The 17,564-nt window shown below is 55.9% G+C and carries 13 protein-coding genes and 1 riboswitch; of the genes, 4 read left to right on the forward strand and 9 right to left on the reverse strand.

The genetic code is table 11. From position 1 onward, the window contains the following. Positions 1-221 precede the first annotated feature (221 nt). Positions 222-887: a cyclic di-AMP binding protein CbpA gene (gene cbpA / locus JUE30_RS08600; protein ID WP_203624502.1), complete on the forward strand. Its 666-nt coding sequence runs from the start codon at positions 222-224 to the stop codon at positions 885-887. A 72-nt stretch (positions 888-959) separates the two neighbouring features. On the opposite strand, the gene JUE30_RS08605 is transcribed toward cbpA, so the two are convergent. Beyond that, entirely contained in the window at positions 960-1,481 is a 522-nt protein-coding gene (locus JUE30_RS08605) for a QueT transporter family protein (protein WP_203624503.1), read from the reverse strand. 6 nt (positions 1,482-1,487) lie between these two features. After that, a riboswitch (PreQ1 riboswitch) is annotated at positions 1,488-1,533 on the reverse strand. Between the two features lie 141 nt (positions 1,534-1,674). Here JUE30_RS08605 and JUE30_RS08610 point away from each other — a divergent pair. Next, the gene (locus tag JUE30_RS08610) at positions 1,675-3,615 is read left to right on the forward strand and encodes a hypothetical protein (RefSeq protein WP_203624504.1); all 1,941 of its coding nucleotides are present in this window, start codon (positions 1,675-1,677) and stop codon (positions 3,613-3,615) included. Between the two features lie 51 nt (positions 3,616-3,666). On the opposite strand, the gene JUE30_RS08615 is transcribed toward JUE30_RS08610, so the two are convergent. From JUE30_RS08615 to JUE30_RS08645, 7 genes are all read right to left on the reverse strand, one after another. After that, the gene (locus JUE30_RS08615; protein WP_203624505.1) at positions 3,667-4,482 is read right to left on the reverse strand and encodes a MetQ/NlpA family ABC transporter substrate-binding protein; all 816 of its coding nucleotides are present in this window, start codon (positions 4,480-4,482) and stop codon (positions 3,667-3,669) included. 347 nt (positions 4,483-4,829) lie between these two features. After that, the gene (gene alr, locus JUE30_RS08620) at positions 4,830-5,975 is read right to left on the reverse strand and encodes an alanine racemase (protein ID WP_203624530.1); all 1,146 of its coding nucleotides are present in this window, start codon (positions 5,973-5,975) and stop codon (positions 4,830-4,832) included. A 2-nt stretch (positions 5,976-5,977) separates the two neighbouring features. Then, positions 5,978-6,337: a holo-ACP synthase gene (acpS, locus tag JUE30_RS08625; protein WP_203624506.1), complete on the reverse strand. Its 360-nt coding sequence runs from the start codon at positions 6,335-6,337 to the stop codon at positions 5,978-5,980. Between the two features lie 137 nt (positions 6,338-6,474). Then, positions 6,475-7,989, reverse strand: coding sequence for a DEAD/DEAH box helicase (locus JUE30_RS08630; protein ID WP_203624507.1), 1,515 nt, complete (start codon positions 7,987-7,989; stop codon positions 6,475-6,477). Positions 7,990-8,260: 271 nt separating this feature from the next. Continuing rightward, positions 8,261-9,103, reverse strand: a complete 843-nt coding sequence (locus JUE30_RS08635; protein ID WP_203624508.1) for a helix-turn-helix domain-containing protein — start codon at positions 9,101-9,103, stop codon at positions 8,261-8,263. A gap of 167 nt (positions 9,104-9,270) precedes the next feature. Then, positions 9,271-10,656: a UDP-N-acetylmuramoyl-tripeptide--D-alanyl-D-alanine ligase gene (gene murF, locus JUE30_RS08640; protein ID WP_203624509.1), complete on the reverse strand. Its 1,386-nt coding sequence runs from the start codon at positions 10,654-10,656 to the stop codon at positions 9,271-9,273. Positions 10,657-10,709: 53 nt separating this feature from the next. After that, positions 10,710-11,465: a hypothetical protein gene (locus JUE30_RS08645; protein WP_125758319.1), complete on the reverse strand. Its 756-nt coding sequence runs from the start codon at positions 11,463-11,465 to the stop codon at positions 10,710-10,712. An 83-nt stretch (positions 11,466-11,548) separates the two neighbouring features. Between JUE30_RS08645 and JUE30_RS08650 the strand changes: the two genes are divergently transcribed. Next, positions 11,549-12,178: an SMI1/KNR4 family protein gene (locus tag JUE30_RS08650; RefSeq protein ID WP_203624510.1), complete on the forward strand. Its 630-nt coding sequence runs from the start codon at positions 11,549-11,551 to the stop codon at positions 12,176-12,178. Here JUE30_RS08650 and JUE30_RS08655 read toward each other — a convergent pair. Continuing rightward, on the reverse strand, positions 12,175-12,828 hold the full coding sequence (locus JUE30_RS08655; protein ID WP_203624511.1) for a hypothetical protein: 654 nt from the start codon (positions 12,826-12,828) through the stop codon (positions 12,175-12,177). The genes JUE30_RS08650 and JUE30_RS08655 overlap by 4 nt on opposite strands. Before the next feature lie 925 nt (positions 12,829-13,753). Here JUE30_RS08655 and JUE30_RS08660 point away from each other — a divergent pair. Further along, positions 13,754-17,563, forward strand: a complete 3,810-nt coding sequence (locus tag JUE30_RS08660; protein ID WP_203624531.1) for a SpaA isopeptide-forming pilin-related protein — start codon at positions 13,754-13,756, stop codon at positions 17,561-17,563. Position 17,564: the final 1 nt, after the last annotated feature.

Here is a 17,564-nt window from a genome sequence, read left to right on the forward strand (position 1 = left end):
CATTTCTAATTTCTTTGGTCGGAGAGCAGACAAGGGACAGTGTAATGTCCTCTTTGTGTGCTCAGACATAAAAATGGTATATAAAAAGGAGTTTCGAGGCAAGATGCCTTTCAACTCCAAATATCGTAGCGCCTTTTTTTGCTAGGTACGATGACCATTGTCCTGTGGTATGATAAAGCAATGAGAATGCGATCCAATACGGGGAACTTGGAGGAATGAGTATGTTGATCAAGTCACTGGTTCAAAAGAAAGCCGATCTGACGACAGTCAAGGAGACGGACACGCTGGCACAGGCACTGGCGACGCTGGAAGACTCCGGCTTCCGCTGCGTGCCGATCCTGGACGAAAGCGGCCAGATCTTCCGCGGCAACATATACAAGATGCACATTTACCGCCATAAATCCCAAGGCGGCGACATGTCGCTGCCAGTGACCTACCTGCTGAAGAACGCCACCAAGACAATTCCGGTTGATGCACCGTTTTTCAAGGTGTTTTTCAACATTAAGGACCTGCCGTACATCGCCGTGTTGGACGGAAACGCCAACTTCTACGGCATTCTCACCCACTCGCGACTGCTTGCTATGCTGTCCGAATCCTGGAACATCGACGTTGGCTCGTATGTGCTGACCGTCATGTCCTCCGGGCAGCGCGGCGACTTGGCTGCCATGAGCAAGATCCTTGCCAAGTATGTCTCAATTTCCGGCTGCTTAACGCTGGACGCCAAGCAGGAAGAAATCGTGCGCCGCACCCTGTTCACTCTGCCTGCTGGCATTGACGAGGCCACCCTCAACACCTGCGTGGCTAAACTCGAGCGCAAGGGGTTCCGGGTCGCGGAGATCGATGACTTGCAAAGCGGCCAACCGCTGCGCGTCGACGAGGAACTATAATTTCAGGCGGACGCAAACACGCCGTCAACCCCAGTGATGCTGGCGTTGGCGGCGTGCTTTTTAATTGTTGAGTTATTGCACGCGCTTGGAGAAGTGCACGGCCTTGTCGATCAGGTACATCACCGGCCAGGAAATGACCATGATGACCAGCTCGGACAAAATCAACTCGCCCAACGTGAGCATCGACGCCCCACCGAACCAGGCCATGTGCCCGGTCAGCACAATCTCGATCCAGATCAGGAACATCGTCAGGCTCATGGTGCTGACGGTGAGCAACTGGCGCTGCCAGACCTTCGTTAGCTTTTGCCCTAGCGCCGCGACCAGGCCCAGCCCGATCAGGCTTTGCCCGCCGCCGAACAGCACGTCCAGCCAGCCCATCGGCGAAAACAGAGCGTTGTAAATGACCACGCCGATCACGACCCCAAACAGGTACTTGCGGTTGAAGGCGACCAAGTGGTTCAACGCCTCGGAAATGCGGAACTGGATCGCGCCGCTAGCCAGGTTGAACACGCCCGGCACGACTGACAGCACAATGTAAAGCGCAGCGACGAGCGCGTTCACGACCAGCGTGCGCGTCCTAGTCTGATTATTCATCAATGATACCTCCTAGTTTTTTTACGTGGGATGGATTGCGAACCACGACTCCCCAGTTTCCCATGAATGCGGCGCGCTGTCCACTGAATTACCGCTTTTTCTGAAAAGTGATTGGTCATTAACTGCATTATGCCGTACACTGAAAGGGAGTGGTGCAAAGCGCCACAAACATCTCAAAGAAAGCAGGCATACGATGACAGAAGCAACAGCTTACCGGCTGAAACAAATCATGACTCAAGAACATCTGAGTCTGACCCAGGCGGCAAAGCAGATTGGGATCTCGGCTTCCAGCATGCGCAAAGTGCTGAAAGACACGACGATGAGCCGGCCGATCACGTTTAAGATCAACCGCTTCATCGAAGAGCACCCGGTCCAACAAGCTAAGAACAGCTTCACCATCTTTGACTCTGCCGAAGAAGAAGCAAAATCTGCAGCCCCGAAGAAAACTCGTTCAGCGGCCAAGCAGTCGCAGACCCCTTCGCCAGAATCAAAAACCGAAGCGCAATCACACCCGCAAGCTAAGCAGGCAGTAAAACAAGGCACGCAGAAAGACAGCCAAAAGCAGCCGCAAAAGCCGGCCAAGCAGTCGCAAAACGCCAAGAATCAAGCGGCGAAAAACGACGCCCAAGGCGAAAAACCGCGCCGGCGCGGACGCCGTCAGCAGACGGATAACGCTCAAGCGCAGCCTGGCAAGCAGACTCAGACCAAGCAGGCCCAAGGTCAAGGCGAAAAGCCGACGCAGCAGCGCCGCGCAATGACCACTAAAGCTCAGACACAGCCGCAAACGACGGCCAAGGCAACGCAGGAGTCTGCCGGCGAGCAAAAGAGTCGGCCAAGCCGCCGCGCACGCAAAGCCGAGGCCCCGGTCGAGGAGCAGCAAACGGCCCGCACCAGTGCCAAAACCGCGCAAGGCCGCGCCTCAAGACGGCAGAAAAACCGCGCTGATCAGCCGCGGCCGCAAAGCGAGGCCGCAGCCCCGCAGTCCGCGGCCGTGGAGTCTGCGCCAAACACCCTTACGGCGCCAAGTGCAAGCACGCCAAGCGCCAAGCCGGTGGTCGCTGCCACCAAGGCTGAGGCACCGCGCGAAACTGCGCACCCCGATAGTCGCCCCACCCGTCAGGATCACACCATTTTGATTTACATGGATGAATCCTTTGGCGGCGGCTCGGACTATCAGCGCAACATGTCGATTGGGGCCACGGTGGTGGATCCCGATGACGAAGAAGCCTTGAAGCCATTCATGCAGACCCTGTACCCGTTTGGCTGGCAGCCAGGCGACGAAGTCAAGGCCCGCGGCAAGGCGCGTGAGCAGCTGGAAGCGATGCTGCAGCACGCCAACACCGACCGCGCCGCGACTTACGCGGTGTACTCTCCGCTTTCCGACACTGGTAACTTCTCCTTGAGCTTCGGCATTTTGTATCCTTACGTTGCCGCCTTGATTCGGATTTTGGGCGCCTTGCCGACGCTGCCGACCAAAGTGCGCGTCGCGATGGATCAGCGCAGTGAGATCACTGACGAACAGTTGGCGATGGCTGCCCGCATGCTGCACGCGTACGTGAAGGCCCAAACTGGCAACGACGTCATCTTTATGTTCCGCACCACCGATTCAAAGCAAACCATCGGTGTGCAGTACTCCGACTTCGTCTCCCACGCGGCCATGATTTTCGGCCCTGACCAGATCAAGAACGCCGGCATTCACAAGTTGCCAGCAATCGGCACCCAGCTGGGCGATCAGCTGCAGTTGTTTGCCATGGTCGGTCTGCAGAAGTACCTGCTTGACGACGGTCCCGTCCAGGACGAGGCGCCACAGCCGTTCAAGAATCCGCTGCTCAACGCCGCCGACCGCATGACGCACCTCGCCGAAAAGGCGACCGACATGCCCGACGTGCCAGAAGACACCTTCGCGCAGGCCAAGCTGGTGGTCAATCAGCTGCTGCAGATCGCGCCGGGTTCCGTCGCCGGGGCGATCAACAAGATGCCGTTCCAGAGCTGGTACGACATTCTCGCCCGCACCGCCGCAATTTTGCACTACACCGACGAGTCCCTGCCGCCGTTCCGGATCGATCCGGACGCGATGCAGATTGCCACGGATGCGCTTAACAACATCCAAGCACTGCTTGCCGGCGCCCGTTAGACCAAACAGCGAACACGCCAGCCGCAAAAATGCGGCTGGCGTGTTTTTTTGCTATAGCTTGAGGTTCCATGCTGGCAGGACTGTATTACGGTTGACCTTCTTGATCAGCTTGCCAATTTGCGGCTGCTGGTAAGCCTTGACCACTTTCTGGTAAGTCTTGTTGTGAATGTCGCCCTTGCGCGCCGCCACCACATTGATCCACGGCTTGCTGGCCTTGGTGACTTTAGCCCGGTACAAGGCCTTGTCCGGATTCAGCCGGACGTCAGCGGCAATGCCTGAGTTGATGATGGCAATGTCGACATCCGGCAAAGAGGTCGGAATCAGATTCGGATCCAGTTCCTTGATTTTCAGCCCCAGCTTGTTGCTTTTGATGTCATGAAGCGTCGGCAGCGCCTTGTTGTCCAGCGTGATCAGCTTGGCGTCTGCCAGCAGCTCCAAAGAACGCGTCTCGTCAGTCGAGTCGTTGGGGATCGCCACGCTGGCGCCCTTCTTCAGCTGCTTCAAACTGGTCAGCTTCTTGGAATACACGGCCAGTGGCGCAATCACGGTGTCCCCGATCGGCGTCAGGGAGCTTTTGTGATCCTTATCCCAAGTCGCAAGAAAAGAGCGCTGCTGGGTGGCGTTCAGGTCCAGGTCCCCATCGCGCAAGGCGATGTTAGGTTGGTTGTAATCCGAGAACTGGACAATTTTCAAGTCGATGCCCTGTTTTTTGAGGTTGCCGGCGACCGTCTTCCAGACGCCGCCTTTATCCGACCCGACAATGCCGAGCTTGACCGTGGTTTCCTTCTGCGCGCTTTTGCCGCATGCAGTCAGACTGAACACCGCAACCAATGCCAACACCAAACCAACCCATTGACCTTTTTTCATCCTTTTTCCTCCTTATGAAACGCAAAAAGCCCGCTCCTTCTTGTTAGAAGTGAGCGGGCCCACGGTACCATTCTAATTTGATCGCCAAAAGCGATCCTCACCAGTCCATCAACTGGGAGCACGAAAATGGGTGCCGACCAGCCGCCTTCGGATTCATCCAGCGGCCCAGATATCGCGCCATATTCACACGCGGCGGCCTGGCCCGCTTCCATCTGCTCGGGTTTTCTGTTCAGGCCTCAGCGCGTTACTCACACGATTGCGTTTCAAGTATTGATTTATGTGTTTCAGGATACCACACCATTCTCTAATGTCAATCTCACTAAAAAGTCATGATTGTTTGGTCGGCGTTACGCCTGCTCAGGAAACGGTGCCACTGACACGCGCGGCAGGCGCTCACTCAACCCACAGGCGATTTCATAGTGGATTGTGTGCGCATAGTCTGCGATATCCTGCAGTGTGATTTCGTGTTCACCGCTGCGCCCGACTAGCGTGACCGGCGTCCCAGTTGCCACCTCACCGGGCAGCCGAATCATGAACTGGTCCATGCAAACACGCCCCACGATTTCGCAGAACGTTCCGTTGACCAGCACGTGGAAGCCCTGCAGGCGGCGCTGCCAGCCATCCGCGTAGCCCAGCGGCACGGTCCCGATCCACTCTGGCTTTTCGGCGTGGTAGGTTGCCCCATAGGACACGGCTTCACCCGCATCGATCTGTTTGACGAAACTCAGGGTCGACGTCAGCGTCAGCGCCGGCTCCAGCGGGTACGGTGTGGCTTCGATCGCACGCCCGGAGGGGTTCAAGCCGTACATGGCCACCCCAAAGCGCACCAAGTTGCAATCACAGGCCGCATGCCACAGGCTCGTCGCGGAATTGGCGACGTGCACATAACGCGGCCGCTTGGGCAGGGCCGCGAGAAATTCTTTAAACCGCGCCACTTGCAGGTTAAAGTACGCCGGATCTGGATCGTCAGCCGTGGAAAAATGGGTGAACAGTCCCGTGATTTTGAACTGGTCGCCATGGTCAGTCGCCAGTGCGGCGGCCGCCTTCAAGTCCGCCACCTGGCGAAAACCGATGCGCCCCATGCCGGTGTCCAGTGCGAGGTGCACATGCAACGGCGGCAGGTCACTACCGGCAGTCAGTCCAGGCTGTGCCTGCGTGAGCCACTCCGTACTGCCCACCGGCACGGCGATGTGATTGGCTGCAGCAATCGGCGCATAGGCCGGCTCGATGATCCCAAGTACCAGAATCGGCAGGGTAAAACCCGCCCGCCGCAGCGCCAACGCCTCGTCCAAAACGGCCACGCAAAAGCCGGTCGCCCCAGCTGCCTGCGCCACCCGCGCCACCCGCAGCAGGCCATGGCCGTACGCGTCGGCCTTCACGACTGCAAACAGCTCGGTACCCTGCGGCAGCCCCGCGATTGCATGCTGAACGTTGTGTGCGATTGCCGTCTCATTGATCAGCACCTGGCTAGGGCGCAATTTTGCCGTGACCATACTCATTGTGCAGCCTCCTCAAGAATCACTTCTGTCATCACTAAACTGGCGGTGTGGGAAATAGACACCAGCGCGCGCCCAGCGTATGGGTGCTTCGTCACCACCGGCTTGCCGGCCGGATCATCCAGGGTTTCCACGGCGTGCAACGCGACTTTGCCGATTCCGGTGCCGTACGCTTTGGCGTAGGCCTCTTTCACCGAAAAGCGGCCGGCGAGGTACTCGATCGCCCGCTGGCCGGAGTACTGCTGATAAATCGCCAGCTCGGCGTCTGTCAGCACCTTTTGGGCAAAGTCTGGATTGCGCGCTTGCGCCGCCTTGATCCGCTCAAGCTCCGTCAGATCGACGCCGATCCCATGTATCATCCCGTCACACCCTTTCTGGTTTGATTATAGGCTAGCCAGTGGCGATTGTCGTCAGTCGCCGGCTGAAACTTGGTCACGTTGAAGTGAAACAAGCCAAGCAAAAAGCCCAGGCACGAGGCCTGGACTCAGTGAAAAACTTATTTGCTGCGGAAGGTGCGCTTGGCGCCTTGGCGTTCGGAGCGCTTTTCGGAGAAGCGGTGCGACTTATCAAAGTCGCGCTTGCCCCGAGAGCTGCTGCGGCCGCCATTGTGGTTGCTATTGCCGCGGTAGCCGGAATGGCCACCCTTGCCGCGATAACCGCCACCACTGTGACCGGCATGGCCATGATGCGGCAATGGCCGCTCAGGCGTGATCTTGACTGGAACCGCACTGGCATCATCTGGGCTGACCGCCTTGATGTACGCGGAGACCAGATCAAGCGGGGTGTATTCCTCAAGCAGTGCTTCGGCCATCGGCTGGTATTTCTCCAGGTCATCGGTGTCCGCGAGCTGAGCCTTGATGGTTTCAAGCCCAGTGGACACTTGGCCGATGAAGGCTTCTTTTTCGGTCGGCGGCTTGAGCGGGGTCATCCGCTTCTTGGTCAGCGCCTCGATGGTGCGCAGGTATTCGACCTCGTTGGGGGTCACCAGGGTGACCGACACACCCTTGCGCCCGGCCCGACCTGTCCGGCCAATGCGGTGCACGTATGAATCCGGGTCCTGCGGAATATCGTAGTTGTAAACATGAGTGACCCCGGAAATATCCAGGCCGCGCGCCGCAACGTCGGTGGCGACCAGAAAGTCGAGTTCGCCGGCTTTGAACTGGCGCAGCACGCTCATGCGTTTTTGCTGGCTGAGGTCACCGTGAATGCCTTCTGCCTTATAGCCGCGCGCCTTGAGCCCGCGCGTCAGTTCATCGACGCGCCGCTTGGTCCGCCCAAAAATCAGGGTCATCTCCGGCGACTGCACGTCGAACAGCCGCGTCATGACGTCGAACTTTTCAAAGTCCTTCGCGCGAACGTAGTACTGATCGACGGTGTCCGCAGTCAGCTCCTTGGACTTGATCTTGACGGTGATCGGGTCGTTCATGAATTTGTTGGTCAGGCGCATAATCTGCGCCGGCATGGTGGCGGAAAACAGCAAGGTCTGACGACCGGCTGGCGCCTGCTCAACGATTTTTTCAATGTCATCGATGAAGCCCATGTCGAGCATTTCGTCGGCTTCGTCGAGCACCAGGTGCTTGAGGTTAGCCAGCTTCAGTGTGTGGCGATTGATGTGATCGAGCAAACGGCCGGGGGTCCCGACGACGACCTGCGGGTGATCCGCTAGGCCGCGGATCTGCCGGCGCATGTCAGCGCCGCCGTACACGGCTTGCACCTTGATGTGCTTGTCCGTGCCCAGGCGGTAAATCTCCTCTTGGGTCTGAACGGCCAGCTCACGCGTTGGTGAAATCACCAGCGTCTGCACTGAGCGGTCCTCTTTGTCGATCATTTGGATCAGTGGCAGACCAAACGCGGCCGTTTTACCGGTCCCGGTTTGCGCCTGGCCGATCACGTCCTTGCCCTGCAGCACCAGCGGAATGGTCTGAGCCTGAATCGGTGTTGCCTCTTCAAACCCTGACCGTTCGATGGCCTTGAGCATGTCCTGATCTAAACCTAATTCGTTAAATTTCAAGCAGTTCCTCCTTGAAGCGATTGCTTCGCTCGTTTACAAATCAGAGCGAAGCGTGAGGGCCCTGCATTTGTAAAATTCATTGTATTTGAAATGCCTTTTCAGAAAAGCATCTGGACTAGCTTACCATGAATGAGCCTGATACACAAGCGGCGCCCGGGAAAGCCAAGGCCGGGTGCCGTGTTCGCCCCCGCCCCTGCCAGCCCGTTTGCAAGCTTCGGCAAGGGCAAAAAAAGTCCCAGCGCCAGGCAGCGCCGGAACAATCAATTCACCGTTAGTTAGCCAACAAGTTCACCAGTGTGGCCTCTGACAAAAACGGCATGAATTTGCGTGCCGCCTTGCCGTTGCCTTGCCGACTCAGCTGCCGGACGTGGTCAGCCAGCACGGTTTCGGAGACAAACGGCGCCAGCGCGGTCAGGTCATCGGCAGTCAAATCTGCCTGGGCCCGCGTCGTAAACAGCTCATTGACGACATTGTGTGACATAAACGGCAGCAGCTTTTTCACGGCGTTTAATGACCCGCGCGCTTTCAGCAACTGGCTACCCAACTGGTCGTTTGACGTAGTCTGCCGAAACGGCGCCAGCTTGAACAGCTCCTCCAGGTGATCGTCGTCAGCTGGCACGCCGGCCGCAATCACTGCGTCCAGATCGGCCGTGGCCATGAATGGGGCAATTTGCACCAGCATCTGCGCAAACCCCGGCTGCGCGATTTGCGCCATGACCTTTTCCTTCAGCGTGGTGCTGCTCAAAAACGGCGCAATCTCTTTCAGGGTGGTCAAATTCGGCGACAGACGGGCCGCCTTTTGTTCGACCTGCGTGGGTTTCATCACCGGGGCCGCCTCGGCCAAGGTCCGCGCGTCAACCGGCGCGCTTTCGTCATCCATGATGGTGACGGTGCGGGCGCCTTCCGCCCCGATCAGGTCGTCCAGGTTCAAGTCCAGCACCTTTGCCAGCTGGGCGTACTTATCGATATCGGGCAGCGACTGGCTGCGTTCCCAGTTGGAAACGGCTTGATAGGACACATTGAGCTGGTCCGCGAGCGCACTTTGCGTCATATTCTTCGCCTTGCGGCCGGCTGCGATCTGTTGGCCAATATGGCGCGCATCAAAAATTTGCATGATTGATTCCTCCTTGCGGCTTTGCCGCGTTTGCGTTTGGTTAACGCTGCTTTCAGCCTAATCGCAGATTTGCTTTTTGCCTATCAACCAGTGCTTGAGTTGCCGCTTGACTTACCGCTTGAGTTGTTTTGAAACACAAAAAGCGGCGCTTCGCCGCTTTTGTCAGTTTATTCTGCCCCTTCGATCAGCGCCTGCAACACTTTTTCTAAGTGCAGGCCATGGCTGGCCTTGAGCATCACTAAATCGTCGTGGACGATGTGGTCTTCCAGCGCCACGATTAGGCGCCGCTGCTCGGCCTTGGGAAAATAGTGCACGTGCTCTGGCGCGTACTTGCCAGCCAGTGCCTCTTTTAGGGCAATGATTTCGTCGCCGTAAAGGTAAACGTCCTGGATCTTGGCCGGGTCAAGCGCCGACGCCACGCTGGCGTGCAGCGCTGCGCTGGCATCGCCCAGCTCCAGCATGTCGCCCAGCACCGCAATCCGGCGGCCGCGGCACGGAAACTCGGCAAAATCATTCAAAACTGCCTTCATCGCTGTCGGATTGGCGTTATAGACATCGGACAAAATCGGCTCGCCGGCATCCCCGGTCACCCACTGGGTGCGATTTTTGGTTACCGGGAAATTTTTGAGCGCGGCCTGAATTGCCTCGGGTTTAATGTGGAAACGGCGGCCGACCAAAATGGCGGCCAGCGCGTTAGCGACGTTCCACTCGCCCATCATCGGGATCGAAAAGCGCAGATCCGGCCAGCGCGAAAGTGAAAAATCGGTTTGTGTCTCGCCGGCCTTGATGTCCCGCGCGTACAAAATGTTGTCAGGGTTCAGGCCGAACGTTTTTTGATCCTGCGCGATGTGCTCGGCGCGCTCGCGCAACAGCGGCTCATCGCCGTTGTAAATGAACAAGCCGTCTTCTTTCAGCCCGTTTGTGATCTCCATTTTGGCATCGGCAATCTTGTCGCGGGTCTTGAAGAACTCGATGTGCGCCTCGCCAATCATGGTGATCACCGCAACGTCCGGTTCGACCAGCTTGGATAATTTGTCCAGCTGCCCAGGCCGATCCATGCCCATCTCAACAACCAGCACCTCGGTATTGGTATCCATCGACAGGATGGTCATCGGCACGCCGATTTCGTTGTTGTAATTATCCTGCGTCTTGATCACGTGGTACTGGGTGGCCAAAATAGCCGCGGTCATATCCTTGGTCGTCGTCTTGCCGTTACTGCCGGTGATGGCCACCACCTTGGGGTTGACCTTCATCAGCAGGTAATACCGGGCAAGGTCGTTCAAGGCCTTAAGCGGATCTTGCACGACCAGCTGCGGTAAGGCGGTGCCGACCGGCGCGTGGCCCGCCTGCACAAACGTGGCAGCGGCGCCCGCCTTTTCAGCGGCGCCGATAAAGTCATGGCCGTCGCGCTCGCCCATAATGGGCACAAACAAATCTCCCGGGTGCAGCTTGCGCGTGTCAAACGCGACGCCCGTGACTGTGGGCGCGACCGGATCCGGCACTGCATAATGCGCACCGACGACCCGTGCGATCTCACTTAACTTCATTTTCATTGTAAAGTCCCCCACCTGTTGATAAACACAGCGGTAACATTGTAGCGCAACGGCTACTGATCCGCCACTGTTTTCAGGCGGAGGCGCCATTGATTAGTGGCGCGAGTCAAAGCGACTTCGCCAATTTCTTCCAGCCCGTCTTGGTCCAGCGGCTGCTCGAGCACGAAGCGCCGACGGACCCGGTGTAGCGGCACCTTGACCTGCGTGCGGGAAAACTTGGTCTTCGAAAAGTCCATCAAAACGCCGTCTTCAAACAGCGGGTACAAGTCGGCAAGCACGCTGGTCGGCACCTGCGGGAAGTGCTGGGCGCGCAGCCGCAACCAGAACGGCTGATCGTTGGCGGCCAGGCGCAAGTGCCGGACGATTCCGGCGGCCAGCGTCACGCTGAAACGGTCAAGCGTGCGGAAGTACATGGTCACCTGACCATCCTGCAGCGGTAAAAAGACCAGCTCATTTTGTAGCTTGTAGTAAAATGGCGGGGTGATATGCGTTTTGGCAAAGCCCAAGTAAAGCAGCTCGGCAATTTCTGTCGGCAACAGATCCCGCAGGTAGCTGGCATGCTTGTAATCGAGCCAGCTGCGAGTACGGGCGGCCTTGCTGCGCAGAAAATCGGTGACCGCCGCCTCACCTGAGACCTCGTTGAACCCCGTGTGCGGGTCAATGAACTCATCCTCGTCGACCGGCGGCAACAGCAACAGGTGCCGAAAAGGCGTCGGTGTGGCGTTGAGCACGTCACTGGCCGACAAGCCTGCCGTTTTGAACATGTTCGCCAGCGGCTCGTAATGAACATAGACAATATTATTCCGCATCGTAGTCTCCACTCTCCAGCCCAATTATACAGCTTTCTTGCTGACCTCGCCCGGTATCTGGGCATTTAGAAAGGATGATCCTGATGATCCCATGGCCGCCTGCAGTGACTCCGCTCACGGCGCTGCCGACAATCCCGCGAGACCCGCGCGTGCCTGAGGCGTACTTTGCCATGGTCCAAACAGGCCAGTGGCCGCGCCGTGACTTCTGCCCGACTCCAGAACCGACCAGCGAATCGCTGACCGGCGCCGCCATTCACGCGTTCGCGGGGCCTGGTCCACGCCTGGCCTCCCCGCTGCCAGACCACTTGCTGCCGTTTGCCGCAGACGGCGCGCGGTATTGGTGCTTTGATCTGACCACGCCGGGCCCGGCGATCCGCTACATCGACTGGGAAGTCGACCAGTGGCTGACCGTGGCTGACAGTTTTGCGCAATTTTTAAACCAACTCAAGTGGGTCACACCCATACTCACAGCCGCGCCGACCGCTCAGGAATTTGCGCATGCCGCTTTGATCACCGACGCCGCGGCGCTGCCTGCGCTTTGCGACTATGCCCGCACCACTTTTGCCGCTGAGCACTACGGCGAGTGGTTAGCCTACTGGCTCACTCAGCCCGGGCTCGCCGGTCCCGCGCAGGCCGAGCTTGACTTTGCGCGCCAGTTTCGCTGGGCCGCTTTTTCTCCAGCGCTCAGACAGCGCCTGGCCGCCTGGCTCTAACGGCGAAACTGGAATGCGGCAAGCCACTTCACGTCTTTTTTGACCTGGAAGTAGGCAAAAACCGACAGCGCCAGGGATCCGAACACGTCCGCGAAGAGGTCGCCCATCGTGTCCATCAGCGCCGCTCGCCCGGCCAGCAGCACGCCATGGGCCATGTAGCGCTGCATGTTCAGCCCCAGCAGACCGTCAAACGTGAACTCATAGAACTCCCAAAAGACACCGATTGTCGCGCCAAACGTGAACGCAAACAGTGCGATCAAAAGCGGCGAGGTCGTCTTCAAGCGCTCCTGCGGCGTCAGCGCACAGAAAATCGCCATGCCCAGCCCAGCCAGCATCGCGGCTGAAAACAGGTGCAGGAATTTATCCCAGTACGGAATGTTGTAGAACTGCATCCCTGTCCCGAGCAGCACTGAACCCAGAATGAAAAGTTCAAAGATCAGCTTCAGGATGGGCGGAAACTGAAAATGAAACCCCCGCTCGAGCACAGGTGGCAGCAGGGCCAGCACGATACCGGCTGTGACTTGCCCGAGCAGGCCGGCCTGGCCAGGGTATATGGGCTGCCCCATCAACAGTTTCGGCAGGCAAACGGCGATGTATACCAGTGCTCCCACCACATTCAATCCGTACAACCATTTCACTAGTTTCGTCATAAGCACTCCTTTTGCTTTTAGTCTACTGAAGGCCGCCGCCACTTGGCAAGGGCGAGCTGCCATTTGTTCACTGACGCAATCAAGTCGTTGACTTAGGCCACTTCAAGCGACGATTGGGGCAAAAAAAAACCACCATCGCTGGTGGAAAAGTTTGGGGGAACTTTTTTGGGAGTGTAAGTTAATGTGTAAGCTTAAGGCAAAATCACAACCGCCTTAATATGGTTTCATTATATAACGTCACTTGCGGATATCTGTTCAACTTTCATAAATAAAACTTGTAATAATGAACTGCCCCAAGTAAAGCCCGGCAGCGCGGCATTTGCCAGCCAAAATCACCGTTTTTTTTACAGCCAAAAGGTTGCTTACCGCCACCGGGCCACAATCGGGCTTCAACTTGGCAACAGAGGAGCAGCCAGCAGCTCCGCATGTCAGACTGTACGCCGTAAGCGACTACAGTCTGAGCAACGCCAAAGGCCTCACCGCCAAAAAACGGCGGCAATGCCTTTAGCTAGGCTGTCTGTCCCCCTCAGGGCGCCGAGTCGCCGCACCTTACAAAAAAAACTCATCCGCAGATGAGTTTGTCGTTGCCTGAGGTTACTTTTCGGTTTTGAAACCGTACTTTATACGGATTTTTCTCAAAAGTTCTCAAAAATTCGCATAGAATAAGGCTTTAGCACACTTCTTGTCGGTAGCATATTTCAAATTTTCTCAATAAGTTTCAGTGAACGCGTACAAATTCTCGTACACGAAAAATGTGGCGTAAGACCCTCTAACTGACAAGCCCTAAAGCAAACAGGCATAGCACCCGTAGATAAAGGTCACCATTGATTGCAACTCGTATATATAGAAGCAAATGAAGTCGTTTCGACATTTCATTTGCTTTTTTTCATACCCAATTTTCAATGAATGGAGACTAACAACTATGATGAAAACAGCTCGACAATCCGCTGTGATTGTCGCATTGGTATCGTTGTTTGTCCAGCTCTTTATCCCAGCCTCAATGGCGATTGCCGCCAGCATGACCAACACTAAGGTCGCTGACTGGCGCAACACTTGGCATCTACATTTGTTCAACGGTCTACATTGGACAGATAACGGTATGCATATGAAGAAAGTGGACGACAAGGTTGCCTTCTGTGTGGAGCACGGGGTTAATCTCGATACAAGTGGCTCCGGCTACAATCCCAGCGCCTACTCCGACAGTAAGAAGGATCAACTCGCCAAGATCGCGTACTATGGCTACTACCAGAACCCAACCAACCGTAACTACGCTGTGACCCAGATGATTATTTGGGAAACGCTTGGTGACACGCTACTAACGACACCGAACAAGACCTACCAAGCTGAAAAGAATGCAATTCTTGATAAGGTCTCCACGCATGATCGCAAGCCATCGTTCAACGGCAAACAGATCACGCTCGCAGTTGGCGATTCAATCACGCTGACGGATACCAACGGACGGCTCGCGGCTTTCGCCCAGCAAACAGCGAACACCGCGGACCTCAAAATCACCAAGTCTGGCAACAAGCTCACGCTGACGGCTACCGCCCAGTCGAAAGCTTCCGGCAAGGTCGCTTATGCAATCGTTAAGTCCGCTGATGTAGGTACCTCTTTCGTCTACACGAAAGGCTCACAACAGAAACTGGTCAACTTCAAGTTGTCCAGCAATGGTGAGTTCAGCCTGCCAATCAAGGTCAACTTGAATGGTAACGTGAAAGCCAAAAAAGTTGACGCCGACACCAACAAGGCGCTGCCGGGTGCCACGCTCCAATTTGAATACAATGGCACCACCAAGGCAGTCACAACTGGCACTGACGGCTATGCTGCTCTGAACGGGATTAAGGCTGGTACCAAGATCAAGATCAGCGAAGTCACCGCCCCGAACGGCTACGTCAATAAGGGTGAACTCAAGGAAGTCACCATCGAACCCGGCAAGACCGTTGAAGTTGTCCTCGGTAACAAGGAACAGCTCGGTAACGTGACCCTCGCCAAGATTGGGCGTGAGTTCGGTAGCGACATGTTCAATGCCTACTACTCGCTTAATGGTGCTGTCTACGGCATTTACACCAGCACCGGCACACGGGTTTGCGCGATCACCACTGACGTCAATGGCAAAGGCACCTTGCAGAATCTCAAGCTCGGTAGCTACTACGCACTGGAAGAAAAAGCCCCTGCTGGCTATGTTCTGAACACGATCAAGCTGCCGTTTGAATTGAAGTATGCTGGTCAAACTGTCGCGGTCACCACTGCTCACGTCGATACGACTGATCAAGAACAGCGCGGTACTGCCACTATCATCAAGGAAGATACCGTTACTGGTAAGCATCCACAAGGTGCTGCCAGCCTTAACGGTGCTGTCTACGAACTCCACCGTGCAGCTGATGACAAGCTCGTGAAGTCAGTGACGATTGCCAACAATACCGCGTCCGTTTCTGGCTTGGAGCTGGACGATTACTACTGGCAAGAGGTCAAGGCGCCGACTGGCTACGTGCTTGATCCGCAAAAGCACGCCTTCAAGTTGGCTTACGCTGGTCAGAACGTCACCACTGCAACTGCTACTACGACGGTCAAGGAACAAGTCATCACTGGTGATCTTGACTTGCTCAAGTACGGTAACTACGACTGGTCAGCCCAAGGCAAAGGCACTAAGTCGGTCATGCTCAAGGACACCCAGTTCACTGTAACCAGCAAGACCACTGGCAAGGTCGTTCGTACCGGCCTCACCGATGCCCAAGGCTACGTGAAGTTTGCGGATTTACCTTACGACACCTTCACCGTAGCTGAAACCAAGACCCCAACAGGCTACAACGGGATCAAACCGTTCACAGTCGTTGTTGACGGCACCCAGAAGTCCCAACATTACAGCATCGAAAATAAGGTCATCGAAGAAAAGCTGCGGGTAGTCAAGGTTGATACCAAAACCGGGAAGACCGTGCTGCGCGCTGGCGCTATCTTCCGTGTTAAGAACCTGCAAACCAACAAGTACGAAGTCCAGCCAACTGCTGATAAGACCGGTACGACTGATAAGTTTGTGACCGATAATTCCGGCGAGTTGATTACCGCCGAAGCACTTGGCTACGGCAAGTACCAGCTCGAAGAAGTTCAAGCACCAGAAGGCTATGTACTGGCTAAGGAACCTGCCAAGTTCACCATCGACGGTAGCCATAAGGACGGCATCGTGGTCATCAAGTTCGCTGACCTCTCCCAAAAGGGTGTCGCCACCTTGACCAAGACCGGGGCTACCCCAGTCGCCGTCGAAAAAGTTGAAACTGAATATGGCGATCAGTACAAGTTCAAGTACGATTACACCGCACTCGCTGGTGCGAAATTTGAGTTCAAGGCAGCCGAAGACATTACGACTGCTGACGGCACCGTTCGTGCACACAAGGGTGACGTGGTTGCCACCGGCACTACTGATGCCCAAGGACAGATTAAAACCCCAGAACTCTACCTCGGCAAGTACACCTCAACCGAAGTATCTGCACCAAACGGGTTCATCATGAACACCGATCCGATTGCTTTTGAACTCAAGTATGCCGGGCAAGAAGTGACGGTGACGTCCACCTCACTTGAAGCCAAGAACGACTTCCAACAACTCGACATCACGCTCAACAAGCAAGAAGAAAGTATCACCGGTTGGAAGGACAACCTCCCAGTTATGAAGAACGTCGCGGCCAACGGTCAGATCTTTGGCTTGTTCACGCAAGGCGAAACCAAAATCGGCGAAACTGCGATCCCATCTGAATCACTCGTCGCCACCACGAACGTCAAAGACGGTAAGGCTGAATTTGGCGCGATCCAGTTGCCAGAAGGCTATTACTACGTCAAAGAACTTGATGCTGGCGAAAAGCACGACTTGAATACCACGATGTATGGCTTCCATTTCCACACCACCGACAACGAGAAGATCAAACACATCGACCTCAATGACGGCAAGGTGATCAACAACAAGCTCCACGAAAATGAACTGTCATTCAAGAAGATCAATGAAGTTGCCACGCTGGTGTCGGGCAAAGGTTACTCCTACGCCATGACCGGTAACGCAGCTGGCGCGGTTTTTGAATTGCTCGACGCTGACAAGAAGGTCATTCAGACGATTACGGTAGGCAAGGATTCCACTGGCTCCATCAAGCACCTACCAGTCGGCACCTTCTATCTCCGTGAATCCAAGCCTTCTGCCACCAACCTTGTCTTATCGAAGGAAACTCTCAAGCTCGTGTCTACCAAAGACGGCGTAACGATCTTTGATAGCAAGGACAAGCAGATTGGTGAAACCAAAGTTGACACCAAGGAACCAACTATCGCCTTTGAACTGACCAACGACCTAATCAAAGGCACTGGCGAACTGACCAAGACCGATGTCTCCACTGGGAAGCGCCTGCCCAATACCGGTATCCGCATTCTGGACGAAAACGGCAAGACGGTTGTATCTGGTCGCACTGACAAGAACGGGGTCTTCTCCTTTGGTAATCTGCCTGCTGGCAAGTACAGCTTCCAAGAATACGATGCACCAAAGGGCTACGAAATTAACGAAGCTCTCGTACCATTCGAGATCACTACAGATGGTGAGATCGTGAAGGCCGTCATGACCGACAAACAGACGCCTAAACCCGGTCTCCCACAAACCGGCAACGTGACGTCTGGCTGGCTCATCGTCATCGGTGTAATACTGCTGCTCGGCGTCCTCGCTGCAATGGTTGTGATCGGTGGTGCCAAGAAGAAAGACGGCAAGTAAC

This window comes from Lacticaseibacillus sp. 866-1, assembly GCF_016861825.1.
In the GTDB taxonomy this organism is placed as follows: Bacteria; Bacillota; Bacilli; order Lactobacillales; family Lactobacillaceae; genus Lacticaseibacillus.